Annotated in this window: 19 protein-coding genes; 6 read left to right on the top strand and 13 right to left on the bottom strand. The window is 32.0% G+C overall.

The genetic code is table 11. From position 1 onward, the window contains the following. Nucleotides 1-30: 30 nt before the first annotated feature. The 4 genes from DFQ10_RS06995 to DFQ10_RS06980 form a co-directional block, all read right to left on the bottom strand. Nucleotides 31-1443: a leucyl aminopeptidase family protein gene (locus tag DFQ10_RS06995; RefSeq protein WP_115816691.1), complete on the bottom strand. Its 1413-nt coding sequence runs from the start codon at nucleotides 1441-1443 to the stop codon at nucleotides 31-33. Between the two features lie 2 nt (nucleotides 1444-1445). After that, complete coding sequence (locus tag DFQ10_RS06990; RefSeq protein WP_147299186.1) at nucleotides 1446-2219, bottom strand: alpha/beta hydrolase; 774 nt, start codon at nucleotides 2217-2219, stop codon at nucleotides 1446-1448. A gap of 267 nt (nucleotides 2220-2486) precedes the next feature. Then, nucleotides 2487-3164 (bottom strand): ABC transporter ATP-binding protein, encoded by a 678-nt coding sequence (locus DFQ10_RS06985; protein ID WP_115816689.1) that lies wholly within the window; start codon nucleotides 3162-3164, stop codon nucleotides 2487-2489. Nucleotides 3165-3203: 39 nt separating this feature from the next. After that, nucleotides 3204-5645 (bottom strand): DUF5916 domain-containing protein, encoded by a 2442-nt coding sequence (locus DFQ10_RS06980; RefSeq protein WP_115816688.1) that lies wholly within the window; start codon nucleotides 5643-5645, stop codon nucleotides 3204-3206. A 219-nt stretch (nucleotides 5646-5864) separates the two neighbouring features. On the opposite strand from DFQ10_RS06980, the gene DFQ10_RS06975 reads away from it, so the two are divergent. Further along, complete coding sequence (locus tag DFQ10_RS06975) at nucleotides 5865-6143, top strand: hypothetical protein (RefSeq protein ID WP_115816687.1); 279 nt, start codon at nucleotides 5865-5867, stop codon at nucleotides 6141-6143. A 99-nt stretch (nucleotides 6144-6242) separates the two neighbouring features. Here DFQ10_RS06975 and DFQ10_RS06970 read toward each other — a convergent pair whose 3' ends face one another. From DFQ10_RS06970 to DFQ10_RS06935, 8 genes are all read right to left on the bottom strand, one after another. Beyond that, nucleotides 6243-8465, bottom strand: coding sequence for a TonB-dependent receptor (locus tag DFQ10_RS06970; RefSeq protein ID WP_115816686.1), 2223 nt, complete (start codon nucleotides 8463-8465; stop codon nucleotides 6243-6245). Nucleotides 8466-8515: 50 nt separating this feature from the next. After that, the gene (locus tag DFQ10_RS06965) at nucleotides 8516-8857 is read right to left on the bottom strand and encodes a hypothetical protein (RefSeq protein WP_245940640.1); all 342 of its coding nucleotides are present in this window, start codon (nucleotides 8855-8857) and stop codon (nucleotides 8516-8518) included. After that, complete coding sequence (locus tag DFQ10_RS06960; RefSeq protein ID WP_115816685.1) at nucleotides 8854-9348, bottom strand: DUF6787 family protein; 495 nt, start codon at nucleotides 9346-9348, stop codon at nucleotides 8854-8856. The genes DFQ10_RS06965 and DFQ10_RS06960 overlap by 4 nt, the downstream gene beginning before the upstream one ends. A gap of 49 nt (nucleotides 9349-9397) precedes the next feature. Then, nucleotides 9398-9835 carry a DUF6146 family protein gene (locus tag DFQ10_RS06955; protein ID WP_115816925.1) on the bottom strand — a complete coding sequence of 146 codons (438 nt, stop codon included), beginning with the start codon at nucleotides 9833-9835 and terminating at the stop codon, nucleotides 9398-9400. 212 nt (nucleotides 9836-10047) lie between these two features. Continuing rightward, nucleotides 10048-10683: a DUF937 domain-containing protein gene (locus tag DFQ10_RS06950; protein ID WP_115816684.1), complete on the bottom strand. Its 636-nt coding sequence runs from the start codon at nucleotides 10681-10683 to the stop codon at nucleotides 10048-10050. Nucleotides 10684-10787: 104 nt separating this feature from the next. Further along, nucleotides 10788-11738, bottom strand: a complete 951-nt coding sequence (locus DFQ10_RS06945) for a D-2-hydroxyacid dehydrogenase (RefSeq protein WP_115816683.1) — start codon at nucleotides 11736-11738, stop codon at nucleotides 10788-10790. A gap of 98 nt (nucleotides 11739-11836) precedes the next feature. Next, complete coding sequence (serC, locus tag DFQ10_RS06940; protein WP_115816682.1) at nucleotides 11837-12898, bottom strand: 3-phosphoserine/phosphohydroxythreonine transaminase; 1062 nt, start codon at nucleotides 12896-12898, stop codon at nucleotides 11837-11839. Between the two features lie 132 nt (nucleotides 12899-13030). After that, entirely contained in the window at nucleotides 13031-14092 is a 1062-nt protein-coding gene (locus DFQ10_RS06935; RefSeq protein ID WP_115816681.1) for an acyl-CoA reductase, read from the bottom strand. An 80-nt stretch (nucleotides 14093-14172) separates the two neighbouring features. On the opposite strand from DFQ10_RS06935, the gene DFQ10_RS06930 reads away from it, so the two are divergent. Continuing rightward, nucleotides 14173-14529 (top strand): 4Fe-4S dicluster domain-containing protein, encoded by a 357-nt coding sequence (locus tag DFQ10_RS06930; protein ID WP_115816680.1) that lies wholly within the window; start codon nucleotides 14173-14175, stop codon nucleotides 14527-14529. Nucleotides 14530-14602: 73 nt separating this feature from the next. On the opposite strand, the gene DFQ10_RS06925 is transcribed toward DFQ10_RS06930, so the two are convergent. Further along, nucleotides 14603-14878 (bottom strand): winged helix-turn-helix transcriptional regulator, encoded by a 276-nt coding sequence (locus DFQ10_RS06925; protein ID WP_220352437.1) that lies wholly within the window; start codon nucleotides 14876-14878, stop codon nucleotides 14603-14605. Nucleotides 14879-15035: 157 nt separating this feature from the next. Here DFQ10_RS06925 and DFQ10_RS06920 point away from each other — a divergent pair, with 157 nt between their 5' ends. The 4 genes from DFQ10_RS06920 (at nucleotide 15036) to ychF (ending at nucleotide 17847) form a co-directional block, all read left to right on the top strand. Then, complete coding sequence (locus tag DFQ10_RS06920; protein ID WP_115816678.1) at nucleotides 15036-15548, top strand: VOC family protein; 513 nt, start codon at nucleotides 15036-15038, stop codon at nucleotides 15546-15548. Nucleotides 15549-15706: 158 nt separating this feature from the next. Then, nucleotides 15707-16036, top strand: coding sequence for a hypothetical protein (locus DFQ10_RS06915; RefSeq protein ID WP_115816677.1), 330 nt, complete (start codon nucleotides 15707-15709; stop codon nucleotides 16034-16036). Nucleotides 16037-16187: 151 nt separating this feature from the next. Further along, nucleotides 16188-16565: a hypothetical protein gene (locus DFQ10_RS06910; protein ID WP_115816676.1), complete on the top strand. Its 378-nt coding sequence runs from the start codon at nucleotides 16188-16190 to the stop codon at nucleotides 16563-16565. Nucleotides 16566-16752: 187 nt separating this feature from the next. Beyond that, on the top strand, nucleotides 16753-17847 hold the full coding sequence (gene ychF / locus DFQ10_RS06905; protein ID WP_115816675.1) for a redox-regulated ATPase YchF: 1095 nt from the start codon (nucleotides 16753-16755) through the stop codon (nucleotides 17845-17847). Nucleotides 17848-17849: the final 2 nt, after the last annotated feature.

Genomic DNA, 17849 nt, shown 5'->3' with positions numbered 1-17849 from the left:
AAACGAACAAACAATTTACAAAACTGAGAATTATTTCGAAGCTTTTTTCTTAATAAATTCTGTAATTAATTGAATCCCATAACCCGAAGCACTTTTCATCTTTGCATATGGGGAAGCTCCAAAAGAGACTCCAGCAATATCTAAATGCATCCAGTTTTTATGATCTTCAGTAAAAAACTCTAAAAATTGAGCTGCATTGGAAGCACCAGTTAAAGGTGTGCCACTAAAATTTCTTATATCTGCAATATCGCTATGTAAAACACTTTTGTACTCTTCGAACATAGGTAATTGCCAAACGCGTTCATGCACCTTATAACCAATATCAGACATAGTGCTTGCCATTTCTGTGTTGTGTGTAAACATTCCGGCAGCTTCATAGCCTAGAGTTCTTACAACACTTCCTGTTAAAGTGGCTAAATCAATAAGGTATTCTGGTTTTATGTTTTTAACGGCATAACTTAAGCCGTCTGCCAAAACTAAACGACCTTCTGCATCGGTATCAATAATTTCAATGGTTTTACCAGAGTAGGAGTTAATAACATCTCCTGGTCTGTAACTTTCAGCATCAACTGCATTTTCTGCAGAACATACAATACCAACAATATTAATGTTAAGTTTTAACTTAGAGACTAATTCTACGACACCTAAAACTACAGCAGCTCCTCCCATATCACTTTTCATGTAGTGCAGATTGGTTGAAGGCTTAATAGATAATCCACCAGAATCGAAGGTAATCCCTTTACCTACAAGAGCAATATCTACTTTTTTGTTGGTTTTTGGTGTGTATTCTGTGATGATAACAACAGGTTTATTTACGCTACCTTTTCCAACGGAAAGCACAGCATCAAAACCTTGTTTTTTTAATTCTTTATGTTTTAAAACGGTACATTTATAATCCGATTTTTTTGCTGATTGCTCTGCCCAATCTCCTAAAAATTCTGGAGTTTTAATATTTGGTGGAGCATCAACTAATGCTTTTATTTTATTAATGGTTTCACCAGTATAGTGTCCTTCTTCTAAAACTTTTTTAAGAGGTTCAGTTGATATAAATGCGACAGAAGTCTTGTTAGTTTTTTCCTTTTCTGATTTAAATTCTCCTATAGCATATTGTGCCATTTCTAAGCCAATAACGGCTTTTTTTATCTCATTTTCATTTAAATCTTCAGCAAAAACCTGAATAGATTTATCCCAATATTTTTGAGTTTCAAAGGCTAATTTTTGAAATGTATTTTCTAGTTGAGCACTGTTTTTTTCTTCTCCTAAACCAATGAGGTATATTCTGTTACCTCCCTTACCATAAAGTAATTGATAAGTAGAAAAGCTGCCGTCAAAATCTGGGTTTTTAATAGGTAGTAATTGCTGTATAGCATCAAGATTATCTTTTCTACATGGTAGAATAAAATCTTTTGAAGTGTCTAATGTTTTTACGTGTTTGTAAGTCATAACTATGAATTAAAATAGAGCCATTTTACGGCTTTTGGAAATTCTTCGCGCCAATGTGCTTCTGAATGATTTCCGTGTTCATTAATAGAAAAATTGAAATCAATATTATAACCTTTGATCATTTTTTCTTGAATAATGTTTCCTAATCTATGTGCGTTTGGCAAATGCTCTGCACTTTCTTGTCCACCAGAATATAAATAGATTTTTGATTTTTCTAATGGTTGAAATGTTTTGGTGCTTTTAAAAATCTTGTTTGAAATCCATAGGCTTGGTGAAAAAATCATCATTTTTCCAAATACACCAGGATTTTTTAAACCAGCATGAAGACTAATTAATCCTCCCATTGAACTACCACCAATACCTGTGTTTTCAAAATCAGTCAATGTTCTGTAATGACTATTGATATAAGGAATCAATTTTTCAATCATAAACTGAATGTAAAAATTACCTTTTCCTTCTCCAAATCTTGGATGAAAATAGGGTAGATATTCATTGATGCGCTCTTCGTTTCCGTGATCTACAGCAATAATTATAACGTCTCCAAAACCTTCTTGTTTTAGTTGCGCCATTGATTTATCAATAGCCCAATCTCCAAAAGGAGCAGCAGGATTAAATAAATTCTGACCATCTTGTAAATATAGTACAGGATAGCGTTTATCGGTTACATAATAATCGTTTGGTAATAACGCAGAGATTTTACGCGTGGCATTAAGATGTGGTATTTCGTAGGCTTCTTCTAGAACTTCTATAATAGGTTCGAACTCCGTCACTGTCATAAATTTTAAATTAGGTAATGAACTTAACTTAATATATTTTATCTCTTTTTGGGTTAAAATCAAAAACTCAAGAAAAGTTCAAAAGCGAATGTACTATTTTATGCTATTATTTAACCTAAAAATTGAAACAGATGTTCACAATGTTTTAAGTATAGGTTAAATTTTGAGATTAATTTCAAATACTTCTAAGAGCGATATTGCGGTAATGCATAGTTGTTTTTAGCAATACCAAATTATATTTATCTATATTATTATAGAGTAAAATGGTTATTGTCCCACAATTTTACCATCTACCATAGTTAGTTTTCTATCCGCCATATTGGCTAATTCTTGGTTGTGAGTTACAAGAACAAATGTTTGATTAAACTCGTCTCTTAATTTAAAAAACAAGTTATGTAATTGGTCTGCAGATTCACTATCTAAATTTCCAGAGGGTTCATCTGCAAAAATAATATTCGGATTGTTTATTAAAGCTCTAGCGACAGCAACACGTTGTTGCTCTCCACCAGACATACTATTGGGTTTATGATGAATGCGATCTTTTAAACCTAAATAATCTAATAATTCAATAGCTCGCTTTTCTGCATCGGCTTTTGGTGTGTTATTTATAAATGCAGGAATGCACACATTTTCTAATGCTGTAAACTCAGGCAACAACTGATGAAATTGAAAAATAAAACCAATATTTTTATTTCTGAATTTAGCTAAAGCTTTATCATTTAAAGATTTTATGGATTGATCGTTTATAATTAATTCTGTATCTGAATTATAATCGGGTTTATCCAAAGTGCCAAGTATTTGAAGCAATGTGGTTTTACCAGCACCAGAAGCACCAACAATTGAAATCACTTCACCTTCTAAAATGGTTAAATCAACACCTTTTAAGACTTCAAGATCTTTATAGGCTTTCTTAATTTGCTTAGCGGAAATAACAGTTTTATTCATACAATGTGAAAGTAATACTTAATCCCTAATTCTACAAAACTAAGATTCAGATTTATTAGGGTTGAAAACAGATTTAATGCCATTAAAGTCAATAAAATATTGAAGTCTCACTGAGAAACTGTGCTGCATGGGTTGATCAAATAAACTATCAACACTTTGCGAATAATTATATTCAGCAAAACTGTCTAAATTAAACAATTGATTTCTGTATAAAGCCGTTAAAAAACTTCCTGGAGCAAATTGCCAAGAGTAGCTTAAATCTATATTCCAAGTACTAAAATTAATATCCGGATCGTTGTCAATAGTCTCTAAGGTATAACCAGAATCTGTAGTTAATCTCCCTGAATCTAATAAGGTAAATAATTCATTATCGTATTTTACAGTGTCCCAATAATGTCTAAAACTTAGTGCTAAAGAGTTGTATGGATTAAAAGCGTAATTAGCAGAAATACTATTAGTTACAATCTGTCTGTTGCGTTCTCCAAAAATGGATTGATCATCTGCTTTTGTTGAAAAACCACGTCCGCCATTAGTGAAATCATAATAGAATTGGTATATCAGCAATAATTTATCATTAAGTCTTACACGCGGTTCAACTTCAATATCATAATTAAATAAATCTCTGCCTTTTTCGAATAATGCTCCAATATTGGCTCTTAAATCTAAAGCAAATTTTCTATTATAATTCGATGAAATCCAACCTCCTGTGCTTACATAATTTTCATAAATAAATGGTCGGCCATCACGAGATTCAAAGTAGTCGTTTTGCTCGCCTGGTTCTATATTCAATCTAAAACCAAAACCATCTAATTTTTTAGTAGTAGCTTGGTATGTAGCTCCAAAATTAGATTGAGAATAAACATTAGGTTTTACTAATCTGTTATAATTAAAAAAGGCATTTATACGATAGTTATTTAAATTTCCACTTGGTTCAAAGGTTTGGTACGAAATATCAGAACTAAAAGCGTTGTAATTATTTCTCAGTAATAATCCTAAATCATTGATGTTAAATTTAGTATCAGCAAAACTATGTTCTAAACTATAGCGTAAATTACCATGAATCTTAGCAAGTTTCAAATAACTACTAAAACCAGTTTCACTATTTGTGTTCTGGTAATTTACATTACTCATTCTTAGATCTGTTGCAACATTATAGGTGTTACGTTTATTAATGATATTTGCTACTACTGCTGTAGCATTAGCATCTCTAAAATTACCTTCTCTAAGCACATTAGTATTAATTAAACTTACTGAAGAATTGCCATTAAATTGTTGGTCTACCACTAAGATATTGTAATTAGCAAATGGTTCTACTGTAGTTTTACGTTTTTCGTTAGTTAGTGTGTTTTTTATTGTCGCTGTTGTCTTTTCTGTAATGGCATTAAAAAAGCCTATACCTAAGCCGTTTTTTGTTCTACCAGAAACTTTTACAGCATTTAAGACTTTAACTTCGTTAGGTATGTTTGCTTCTTCATTGTCGTTAAGACTATGTCTTCCGCTTGGTTTGTTTCCGATACGTCTAGAGAAGAACAAATCTCCTTTAGAAAACAAATCGACTCCTTCTGTAAAAAATTGGCGTTGTTCTGAGAAGGTTTGTTCAAAAGGACCAAGGTTTAAAACGACATTATCAAATCCTGCTTGACTAAAATCAGGAACTAGAGTAGCATCCAAAGTAAAATTATCTGTAAGTCCGTATTTAACATCCATTCCAAATCTTAAATCGGTATCTGTATCTCCTTCAAAATTGTTGACTATCCCTGTTGTAAAAGGGTAGAGGTTTAATCTGTTAGGTGGTTTAATATCTTTAAGGCCTTTAATTTCTGCATGATATAATCCAGAATAACCTTGAGTTGGGTCAATTGGGTTCCAAGTGTATCGCGATCTAGATCGTCTAAATTCTCTATGAAACTGAGCTCCCCAAGTTGGCTCCTCTTGGTCTGCGAAACGTAAGGTACGATATGGAATCTTCATTTCTACAATCCAACCATCGTCCATAATTTTTACAGCACTGTCCCAAACGGCATTCCAACCAAAATCCTCTCCAATAGTTGGGTTTTCAATGGCATCAGCTTGCTGACCAGAACTAAAAACATAAAAAGAGGTGTCGTTTTGGGCGTCGTTATTTGGGTTTAATACTAAAATGAAATAATCTGTCTGACCAAAGTTATCTCTATTGGTCAATTGTTTCATTATTTTAGAAGGATCGTCATACAGATAAGCAGCAACATAAATAGCCTTATCATCGTAGGTCATTTTTACTTCTGTACGTTCTTCACTCAATGCTGATTTACCAATTTCAGGTCTATTAGAAACGAAGCCAGTGGCAATTTCAGAATTCTGCCAAATAGCATCATCTAAAATGCCATCTATTTTAGGCGCCTGTTCTGTACGTTGAATATTTAATGATTTTTTATTTTGAGCAATACTGGTCACAGCAAAGCATAACATGGCAAGCAAAAGAATTAAAGAACGAGCGTTCATAATTGGTTTGGGTCGTTTAAAATAGGGTGTAGATGTAGTTATTTAGCGGTGGCTACATCTGATTTTGTACAAAATTAAGTTGTCATGTCAGGCAAAACTCTTAATTAAACGTTAAAAAATAATGTATCGTTTGCTATTATTAAGTTGAATATGAGCATGAGAGTACCATTTTATTTGGAATAATTATTGCTCTATATAAATTAGTAATTAATACACTATATGAATAAATACAAAAAATTAGGAATTGGTATTCTTTTTGACGCCCTAGGTTTAGTCTCATTTATAATTCCCGGAATCGGTGAATTTTCAGATATTGTTTGGGCACCAGTTTCAGCTTGGCTAATGACCAAGTTATATACAGGAAAGGCAGGTAAAGTAGCTGGAGTAATCACTTTAGTTGAAGAAGCTTTACCAGGTTTTGATGTGATACCAACATTTACCTTAATGTGGCTTTACACTTATGTTTTTAGCTCTAAAACAGAAATTAAAGAGGCATAGGTATATATAAATAAATGTCGCATTGAGCGCATTCGAAATTGTGCGTTTTAGGCTTTCTACTGCGCTCAAATAGACATTTTTAGTTATTAATAAATAGTGTTACAATGTATAAGTAACACCAATATTTACGTTACGTCCCATATTGAAAATTCCATCGGATTTTAAACGCGATAAATGATGTACATATTCTGTATCTAATAAATTAGTTGCAGAAAGTGATACATTCATATCGTTATTAAACATTTTGAAAGTGCCGCCAACACCGAGACTTAATAAATTATAAGCATCTGAAGTGGTTTCAAACGTATTCACATTATTTTGTGCAAATGTTGAACGTAATTTTACAAAAGCATTAATGTTCTTAATCGTTTCAGAATTAAACTCCACACGTAATGTATTGGTTAAAGAATTTGCAGGAATCATAGGTAAATAATCATCATTATCTAATTGGCCTGTTACAGTCTCAAAGCTACTTTCTAAATGCAGCCAGTGAATAGGATGTGGGTGAAAGTGTAACCCAAATTCACCTCCATATAAAAACGCATTTTCTTGTTCATATAAAAAGACAGGGTCGCCATTAATGAGTTCTCCATTTGGATTTAAGAAAATATAATTATTCACTTTATTATAAAACGCATTGGCGAACAATTCAATATGCTCATTTTTATATTCTAAGGCTAAATCTACCTGAAAATTTTGTTCATTTGTTAAGTTCTCATTTCCAATTTCATAACGGTTAGTGCCTTCATGAGTACCATCTGAGGCTAGTTCTGCAAGATTTGGTGCTCTAAATCCTGTGGCTAAATTTAATCTTGTAGTTACATTTTTTAAAATATTGGTTTTAAAACCTAACGCGCCATTAAAGGAATTATAAGTTTTATCAAAATTATTATCAATATCAATGGATCTAAAATCGTAACGTGCACCTAATTGTATATCAATTGTTTCAAAATGTATATGAGAAGTTGCTAAAACTCCAAAATCGTTGGTAGTTGCATCTGGTATTAAACTTTCTTCACCATGATTAGAATTAGTTTGGTTCATACCTTGCACACCAACAATAGTTTCAAATTTACCAATAGTTGGTAAATTGTATTTAACATCGTAGTTAAAGGTTTTTAGTTTCATGTTTAAAGCAGCTTCCAATTCTTCGTGTTCATCGTGCTCCTCATCTTCATGACCGTCTTCATCTTCATCATGATGATGTTCTTCTTCAAATTCTTTCCTATTATTATAGATAAAACCTAAAGTAACATCTAAACTAGAATTGTCAAAAAACAAAGTAGATTTTGAACTAAAAATATGATTGTCAATATTTTGATATGGTAATAACGGTGTTTTTGCAGTAGATTGAATTCCTATCTCTTCTGGTAAACCTAGCTTGGCGTTATTTAAATTATAACGAAATTCGGTTTTAAATTTTGAAGCTTGATAGCCAAAGCCAGCTTTAAAATCTTGTTCTCTGTAACGTGTATTCGTCACATGATAATCTTTTGTGTCGTAATCTGAATGTTCTGTTAAACTTCCTCTAAATAAAAACTTGAATCCGTTGCTAGACGCTTTGTAACCAGCATTTGTGCTATACCCTTTTGTATTAGTAAAATAATTAACAGAAGCATCAGCAGACGACGTTTCCATATTAGCAAAACGCTCTGGATTGAGATATAAAACACCACCTAAAGCATCGCTACCATAGAGTAGGGAAGCGGGACCTTTAATGACTTCAACACTCTCAATACCAGCGTCATTAATACCAAGACCATGTTCGCTACCAAATTGCTGATTTTCTAATCTAACTCCTTGTGTGTATACCAATACTCGGTTTGAGCTTAGCCCTCTAATTACTGGTTTGCCAATACTGTTTCCTGTGCTTACACTTTCTACACCTGCTATTGAGGTAATGCCTCCTGCAAGCGTAAGAGCACCAGATGCTTTTAATTCGGTCATCTTTTTCTGTTCTACTTTCATTACGTTTTCACTTTGTAGTTTGTGAAAAGGTGTAGAGATGATCACTTCTTCCATCTCCATGGCAGATTCAGATAATAAGAACGTTAAGGTCTCTTTAGAAGGAACAGTTATACTTAAAGATTGAGTTTGAAATCCGATGTAAGAAATAACAATTTTATAAGTTCCTTTTGAAAGCTCTAATGAGAATTCTCCTTTATCATTAGTCGTTGTTCCTGTTTCTAGTTCTGGTAAATATATAGTAGCGTAAGGTATTGCTGTTTGAGTTGTTTTGTCTAAAACTTTACCCTTAATTTTGTTTTGAGCATAGGTGTTTAAACACAGTATGCTGAATACGATGAATAGTAATCGATTCATAAATAAATGATTTAATAATTAATAAAAATGAAATTTTAATTTCTAAAATATTAAATCATTTGAGGAGGTCCTCGAAGTGCTGTTTGAAGTCTCTGGAAATCACTAACAAATTCGTATTGTGACTTTGAAATTTTGAAGTTATTTACAATCGAAATAATTTCGAAGGGTTGCAATGGCTTATAGTATTGCGTTGTTAATTTAAATTTATAAAAATCACAATCTAAATCAGACTCATGAAAGTGAGTTTGGTGATCGTTGTCTTTGTCACAAACCTCATGCTTATGATGATTAAATGCATGCGTTAATTTTACTGCAGAAGGTAATAATACGGCAAGAGCAAGTACAATTGCTGTAATATTAAATACTGATGTAATAATTAATTTTAAATTCAATCTAAAAACCGTTTAAGTCCAAATCTTCTAAGCATTTTCTTTTCAAATTTCCAGAAAAATTTGAATTGCCCAAAAAGCCATCCAAAGGATACTAAAAGAATCTGATAGAAAACGAGACCAATAATAATATATAAAACCCAATAAAGCATAGGATTTAAGTTTTCTTTAGTAATTCCGATGAGTTTTATTATAGGTCTACCTACAATTAAAGAAGATGAACCTGTAATTGCAAAAACCATGAATACACGGATCATTTCCCATTTGTAGTCTAGAATCCATTTCTTTTCTAGCTTTTTGAATATTATTAGAATGAATTTTAATAAAAGGAAAAAAACTAAAAGTGAAGCGACTATAGTTAAAGTTAATCCATAATTCTTTAAAAAAGCATTCGAGATTTTAAAAGCAGAATAACCTAATATAAGTAGACCAAAAAAGGGAAATAACAACTGCCAATTGTGTTGTATTTCCCATTGTTTTTTAAATTTTTCCATAGCATTAATTTCGTTTTGCAAAATTAATGAAATTAGATTTACTTATAGCTTAAATCCTCGGTGCAAAAGAAGACAATCGTTGTTTGTGTTTTATTTGAAAATATACAAAGTAGTTATATAATTTGTAATTCACTTCATAACCATAATCTGTTCTAGTATCATAATCTATACGAACCTCATAAAGATTTGGGTCGTAAGTTAATGGCTGCAGGTTCCGTTGATTCCAGGTTTGAACCATTAGTGCATTTCTAGATTCTAACCATTGTTGAGAATAATAGCCTTCTGGTCTAGCAGTACTGGCTAGCCATGCGTTAAAACCAGGTTCTATAATTATGATTTCATAATCATTTTCGTCACTATCAATTATAACAGTATCATTTTCAACTAAACTGTTGGTGTTATCATTATTGATAGTTGGTGTGTTATTGTAAGATTTACAACTTACAATAACTATGAGTACAATAATAAATGGGATAATCTTTTTCATAAGTATTAAAGGTATTAAAAAAAATGTGTGAGTGTTTAAAATTTTACTTCGATTTAACATTACAAAGCAACGTGATTAATGAAAGAAATACAATTGTGAATGTGTAAACACGGTGTTTCAATGCGTGACACTACCTTTTCTTGAAGGGAAATATTAAAGCATAAAAAAAAGCAGCTCGTTAGAACTGCTTTTGTATATATGGGTAGAGAATTTTACTTTCCAAATAAACCTCCTAAAAGACCACCAAGTCCTCCAGAGCTTTTGCTTCCGCCTAAAACCATACCAGCTACATCATCAATAACACTACCGTCACCATCTGCATCTAATATTTTTTCTAAGAAACTTTGTTCGTTTGCTGTATCGTTACCTCCAAGTAAACCTCCTAAAAGACCAGTGATACCACTTTGAGAATTTACATTGTTTTGGCTAGCTTGCTTACCTAGAACTCCCATTAAAATTGGAGCAGCAACTTGTAAGATACTTGCAACAGAGCTAGAATCTAAACCTGCTTTTTGTCCAATAACTTGCTCAACACCTTGTTGTTTGTTACCTAAAACATGACTAAGAATCTTTGAACCATCGTTTTTAACTTCTTCATCAACTCCACCACCAAATAGGCCACCTAGGTTATCTAAAATACTTCCATTATGTTTACCGCTTAATGCTCCCATTAGGCCTTGTGCACCTTCTGGAGTAGAAGCGTTACGTTCCATAGCTTTCATAAGTACAGGTAACGCCATTGTTAATACGCTACTTGTTTTATTTTGATCTGTTCCTGTAGATCCAGATACACCGCTAATAATTGTTTTTCCTAAGTCACTGTTTAATAAGTCTAAAATTCCTGCCATTTTGTAATAAGTTAATTGTTGTTAATATAAAATTGTTTGTTAAGGTACAAAAAAAGTCCCACGTTAGTAGGACTCATAATATTTGAATTGGTCACATTTTTATTTTAACCTAGTATAGAAATGATTTGTTCAGCCAGTTCTGTACCAATTCTATCTTGTGCTTCATTAGTAGCAGCACCAGTATGTGGAGTCAATGATAGAGCAGGATTCATTAATAACTGAATTTCTGGTTGTGGTTCTTTTTCAAACACATCTAATGCAGCTCTAGATACTTTACCACTTTCAATAGCTTTTACAAGTGCAACTTCGTTTACAACTCCGCCACGTGCAGCATTAGCGATAATAACACCATCTTTCATTTGGTTAAATTCAGCTTCATCAATCACGTAATCTTTTTGTGCTGGCACATGCAACGTTAAAAAGTCTGATTGCTTTAGTACTTCTTCTTTAGAAATGGTTTTAATTTCAAAATTCACTTTTTGACCATCAAAGAAATCTAATTGTAAATCTGCTTTTTCTAAAAACGGATCAAATGCAACAACTTTCATTCCTGCACCTAAAGCAACTTTAGCTGTGGCTTGACCAATACGACCAAATCCAAGAACACCAAGTGTTTTTCCTTTAAGTTCAGTTCCTTTAGCGTATGCTTTCTTTAAGTTTTTAAATTTTGAATCTCCTTCTAAAGGCATATCACGATTAGAGTTATGTAAGTAACGTGCTAATCCGTAAAAATGTCCAAACACTAATTCAGCAACAGAATGCGATGATGCAGCCGGAGTGTTAATAACGCTTAAACCTTTACTGCGTGCATAATCGACATCGATATTATCCATACCAACGCCACCACGACCAATTATTTTTAGGCTAGGGCAGTTGTCTATTAAATCTTTTCTTACGGTTGTTGCACTTCTTACTAAAAGAACATCAATATTTTTATCGTTTATGTAATTTTCTAATTGTTCTTGGGCTACTGTTGTTGTTAATACTTCGTAACCAGCAGCTTCTAATGCATTAATTCCACTTTGAGAAACTCCGTCGTTTGCTAATACTTTCATTTAAAAACTTGTTTTTTATTTCCGTAAAAAAGGAAATATCTTAATTTATTAATTTTTATACTTTTTTGAGTCACTTAATGTGTGGACTCCAAATTGTTTTATGCTTTACTTTCTAATTCACTCATAACTTCAACCAAAGCTTTTACGCTATCTAAAGACAATGCATTATACATTGAAGCTCTATAGCCACCAACACTTCTATGTCCATTAATACCACTAATACCAGCTTCTAAACACATGGCATCGAAGGTTTCTTTAAGGTTTTCATTTTCTAAAGTGAAAGTTGCATTCATCATTGAACGGTCTTCTTTTACTGCGTAACCTTTAAATAATGGGTTGAGATCTATTTCAGAATAAATTAAACGCGATTTTTTATCATTTGCTTCTTCAATAGCTTTTACACCACCAAGATTTTTTAACCATTCTAAGGTTAACATTGAAGTGTATACTGCAAAAACAGGCGGAGTATTAAACATACTACCCTTACTGATGTGCGTTTTATAATCCATCATTGATGGAATTTTACGAGATACTTTTCCTAAAATATCTTCTTTTATAATCACTAAAGTGGTACCAGCTGGTCCCATATTTTTTTGTGCTCCAGCATAGATTAAATCAAATTGTGAATAATCTATATGACGAGAAAAAATATCACTACTCATGTCACAAACCATAGGGATTGGAGACTTTGGGAAATTTTTCATCTGTGTTCCAAAAATGGTGTTGTTTGAAGTGCAATGAAAATAATCGTAATCTTCAGGAATATCGTAACCTTTAGGAATATAATTGTAGTTCGCATTTTTAGAAGATGCTACCTCATATATATCATCGTAAATTTTAGCTTCTTTGATGGCTTTATCTGCCCAAGTACCAGAGTTTAAATAGCCTGCTCTTTTTTCTAATAAGTTAAGAGCTACCATTAAAAATTGAGTACTTGCACCACCTTGAAGAAATAGCGCTTTATAACCTTTTCCTTCTAAGCCTAATAATTCTAATGCTAAAGAACGCGCATTCTCCATAACATCAACAAATGATTTGCTACGATGCGATATTTCTAAAATTGACAATCCATTATCAAAATTTAAAACTGCTTCTGAAGCTTTTTCCATTACCGATTTTGGTAATACACTTGGGCCTGCACTGAAATTATGTTTTATCATTAAAATTGTATTTTAATTTCCTTTTATCTATTCGTTTGTGATATTAGGAAAAGTTTGTTATTATTCTTTTATAGAGCTACAAAGGTGCTAATTTCTGATGTATAATTAATTATGAATTTCGTAAAATTTACCCTATATTTTTAATAAGAACTCAATAGTGTCTAAATTATCGGCATAATCAGATAGTTGTGGATTCTGTGTTTCACCAAAGGCTATGTCGCTATCTGTAAGCTTATTAGAAACAATACATTGTATTTTATCTTTATCGGCAATTAGTTTATCTTTTATTTCGTGGATATCATTATAATACTCATAAAATAATGTAGCGATAGGCGAGGCATAACTCTCATCTTCTTTAATCATTAAAAAGCCATTTTCTAACATTTCAAATTCACTCATTAAGTAAACAGCTTTGTTATAATCGTAATTGTTAGCATATTTTGATTCATTTATAATAGGATGCCACTTGTATACGGCATTAAAAAATGCATCGAAATTATAATTTTTAGGAATAAATATTTTAGAAACATTTCTACAACCTAAACCATAATACCTAAAAATATCATCGGATAAGGCTTCTAATTGTTCAGAGGTTTCGTTTCCGGTTAAAACGGCTACAGAATTTCTGTTTTTTCTAATTATTGAAGGTTTGTTTTTAAAATAATATTCAAAATAGCGCGCTGTATTATCGCTTCCTGTAGCGATAACAGCATCAAAATTTTCGAGTTTTTCTTCTGTAAATGTAATTCTGCCCTTAAAACTAGGTTCAATAACTTCTAAATATTTCGCTAAAAAAGGGAGTAGGTGTTTATCGTTAGATGATTGTTTTACTAAAACATTATGTCCGGAAATTAGCACAGATAAAAAATCATGAAAACCAACCAAAGGTATATTACCTGCCATTATTATGGCAACTGTTTTTGGGTTTTTACTATTAAAGTTGTACTTACTAGTCCAGCTGTTAATTTTACTGTCAGTTAGTTCTTTAGACCAAGAATTTAAAGTATAAACAATGTTGCTTTCAGTAAACCATCCATTATGTTCTTTAGCGAGTTTTATTTGATGTTTAAAGCCATCAAAAAACAAATCGTTTTGTAAAACATGTTCTTGTTTAGCGAATGGAATTGTTGCAAATTGGTTAATAAATTTACCTAATTCTACAAAAGCATTGCTTATGTAATTTTTGTTACTCATTATTATTTGTATAACAGCCTTTTTGGCTTTATTTTTGCAATTGCAAAATTACGGAAAGTAAAAAGAAAAGATAGAATACTATGGCAATTATAATAACAGACGAATGTATAAATTGTGGAGCGTGTGAGCCAGAATGTCCAAATACAGCTATATATGAAGGTGCTGACGATTGGCGTTATTCTGACGGTACAAGCTTATCTGGTAAAATAGTGCTAACTGATGGTAAAGAAGTTGATGCAGATGAAACGCAAGAACCTATAAGTGACGAAGTGTATTACATTTCTCCAGACAAATGTACAGAGTGTATGGGCTTTCATGAAGAGCCTCAATGTGCTGCTGTTTGTCCTGTGGATTGTTGTGTGCCAGATGAAGACCATGTAGAAACTGAAGAGCAATTATTAGCAAAACAACGTTTTATGCATCCAGACGGTCATTAAATAGTCGTTTGCAATATATAATATCAATCCTGAGTCTTTGGCTCAGGATTTTTTTGTTTCCAACTTCTTTTGCTTACTTTTTGCAATCCTCTAATCCCCATTTATCTAAACTTCTTAAAATAGCTTCCAAAGATTTGCCTCTAGGACTTAATCTGTATTCTACTTTAGGAGGTACTACTGGGAAAACAGTTCTGGTAATCAGTCCGTCTTTTTCTAATTCTCTAACTGTTTGTGTAAACATTTTGTTAGAAATACCTAAAATTTTCTTTTGCAAGACGCCAGAACGTAAACCTCCTTCTAATAGATGAAATAAAATTAGGGGTTTCCATTTTGTTCCTATTAAACTCATGGTATAATTTAATGGGCAAATAATATTTTTATTCAAAATAGTGTATTTATAATATTGGTAATCATTATTTTACTCTTTTTGGTTACTATACTACTTTTTAGTAAGTTATTGCCAAAAGGGTAAATATATGTTAATTTTGTAGTTCAAAATATAAAACATGAAATCGAAAAAAAATTATCCAAAATCATTTTCTCATATAGGAATAACCGTTCCAAATATAACCGAAGCCGTAAAATTCTATTCTGAAGTTATGGGATGGTACATTATTATGGAGCCTTCTTTAGTAAAAAAGGTAACTGAAACTGCTATTGGCCAAATGTGTATAGATGTGTTTGGTAACGACTGGGAAACTTTTGAAATTGCACATATGTCTACCTCAGACGGCATTGGTATTGAGTTGTTTTCGTTTCCAAATGGCTTAAAAGAAGCGCCAGAATTCAATCCTTTTAATACAGGTCTTTTTCATTTTTGTGTACAAGATCCAGATATTGAAGGTTTGACGCAAAAAATCGTTGAATATGGAGGGAAGCAACGTATGCCTATTCGTGAATATTACCCAGACGACAAACCCTATAAAATGGTGTATGTTCAGGATCCTTTTGGAATTGTGTTTGAAATTTATACACATAGTTACGAGTTAACGTACTCTTCTGGAGCTTATGCTAAATAAAGAATAATGTTATTAAGAACATTGGGAATAGCTTGAAGATTTTTTGTGATTAATTATTTATGGCGCATTGTTGTGGTATTATATTTAGAAGAACTAATTTCGCTGCGGAGCTTAATTGAGCTTTAACACAGATTAACTGAAAAAATATTACCTAAGACATGGAACAAGCAGAATTTTTAGAAAAAAATATATTTATAGATCTAGAAAACATGAATGATGGATTTGCAGATACGTCTATTCATTGTTTTTCTGAAGCGGATTTTAACACCGTTCTTAAAAAGTCCGAACACTTTGGTCTTAGTCTTTATACAATTGAAGCATGGTTTGAAGGAGCGGCATTTGATACGACCTCTCATGAAGCTTATAAGAAGAAAGCTACTGATCCAAAATGGTACACAAAAGCATTTTCAGACTTAAAAAAACGTCAAGAAGGATTAGTTTATTCTGCAACTTATAAAGTTTCTAAAAAATTATTAGAGCGAAATTAAAAGCTTAATAAATCAACTCTTATATTAAATAAAAATCCTGAGTCATAGACTTGGGATTTTATTTGTAAATTTATTAGTAGAAATTTAACTTAAGCTTAAAAATCTTGAGAACAGCTAATAAAGCTTAATATTATTATATATTTTTAATTATATGACATATCAAGATGTTTTTACGGTGTTCTGGGAACAAGTAAAAGAAAGTATAAAAGAAGGAACCTTTGCAAAGCTAACGATGGCAAAAACCATAGGTAAACCTGAATTAAAAAACATATTTATTAGACCAATTTATGCTGATGAAGACTTTAAGGTTCTACTTAAATACAGTTTTAGACCTAGAGAAGTAGAGGATATAGAAGAAGAGCTGTCTCTAGATGAGTCATTGACGATTGTAAAATCACATTTAAAAACCCATTTTTTATCAGTTTTATTATTTTCTACAGTAAAGGATGTTACTTTTAAAGTAAATAAGAAAGGATTAGGTAGTATTACCGAGACGTATCCGACATTTAAAAATGTAACACAAGCTTAGATTTTATTAAGTTCATTTTATTTAATAGAAATTATTCAAATAGACCTATTATATAAAAGAGATGTAGGACGAAATTCATTTAAGAATCATTTCAAAAAAATATAATTCAACTATTCCACTAATTAACTACATTTGCACTCGCAAAAAATAGATTCTCGTTATTACGGGAATAAAAAATATATTTTCAATGAAAGCCGGAATTGTAGGATTACCAAACGTAGGAAAATCAACCTTATTTAACTGTTTATCTAACGCTAAAGCGCAAAGTGCTAACTTTCCGTTTTGTACAATAGAGCCTAATATTGGTGTGGTAAATGTACCAGATCCAAGGTTAGAGAAATTAGAAGAATTGGTAAATCCAGAACGTGTATTACCAGCAACGGTTGAGATTGTTGATATTGCAGGTTTAGTAAAAGGTGCTTCTAAAGGTGAAGGTTTAGGAAATCAGTTCTTAGCCAACATTAGGGAAACTGATGCTATTTTACACGTTTTGCGTTGTTTTGATAACGAAAACATTGTTCATGTTGATGGTTCTGTAGATCCTATTAGAGATAAGGAAACTATTGATATGGAGTTGCAGTTAAAAGATTTAGAAACTGCAGATAAGAAGTTAGAAAAAGTGAAGCGTGCTGCTAAAACAGGAAATAAAGAAGCGCAAAAAGAAGAAGCTGTTCTTTTAAAGATAAAAGAAAACTTAGAAGCAGGTATTTCAGTTAGAGCATTAGAGTTTTCTGAAGAAGATTACGAAGATTACGTAAAGCCCTCTCAGTTTATTACGGACAAACCAGTAATGTATGTTTGTAATGTAGATGAAGGTGCTGCAACTACTGATAATGCTTATGTTGACAAAGTAAGAGAAGCAGTGAAAGACGAAAACGCAGAGGTTTTAGTTTTAGCTGTTGGTACAGAAGCTGATATTAATGAATTAGACGATTATGAAGAACGTCAAATGTTTTTGGCTGATATTGGTTTAGACGAACCTGGATCTGCAAAATTAATTCGTTCTGCATACAAACTTTTAAAACAACAAACCTATTTTACAGCAGGTGTAAAAGAAGTAAGAGCCTGGACAGTAAATGTTGGAGCAACAGGACCACAAGCGGCTGGTGTTATTCATACTGATTTTGAAAAAGGATTTATTAGAGCAGAGGTTATTGCTTATAATGATTTTGTAGAATACGGAAGTGAAGCTAAAGTAAAAGAAGCAGGTAAAATGCGAGTAGAAGGTAAGAATTACATTGTTAAAGATGGTGATGTAATGCACTTTTTGTTTAATGTGTAACT

This window comes from Winogradskyella eximia, from assembly GCF_003386165.1.
In the GTDB taxonomy this organism is placed as follows: Bacteria; Bacteroidota; Bacteroidia; order Flavobacteriales; family Flavobacteriaceae; genus Winogradskyella; species Winogradskyella eximia.
This window is presented reverse-complemented; position numbering and strand designations above follow the sequence as displayed.